This window comes from Pseudomonas sp. SDO5215_S409 (assembly GCF_054071325.1).
The window spans coordinates 1-267 of sequence record NZ_JBSVWN010000206.1; the positions used below are offsets into that span (position 1 = coordinate 1).

Here is a 267-nt window from a genome sequence, read left to right on the forward strand (position 1 = left end):
GAGGCACTTGAAGCCGTAGTCAATAAGTAAATTATTTCGAAAACAGTACACTAGAGTGTTTTTTTTTCCTGAAATCGGATGCCGCGACAACATGAATATTGTTCCGCAATTTTTTGAACGGCTACGAATTTATTGGCTCTCAAGGGTGGTTGAAATGGATTTATGCGGAAAAATGTTTTACTTAAGTGATTGATTTTATTGTTTAAAAACTCGGACTTAAAATCCCCCGCTCGTAAGGGCGTGCCGGTTCGATTCCGGCTTCGGGCA

At 40.4% G+C, this 267-nt stretch carries 1 protein-coding gene; it reads right to left on the minus strand.

The genetic code is table 11. The features are described 5' to 3' along the window. Window positions 1-50: 50 nt before the first annotated feature. Window positions 51-267, minus strand: a 217-nt coding sequence (locus ACW9H9_RS28915) for a hypothetical protein (RefSeq protein WP_457346752.1), incomplete at its 5' end; no start/stop codon positions are given.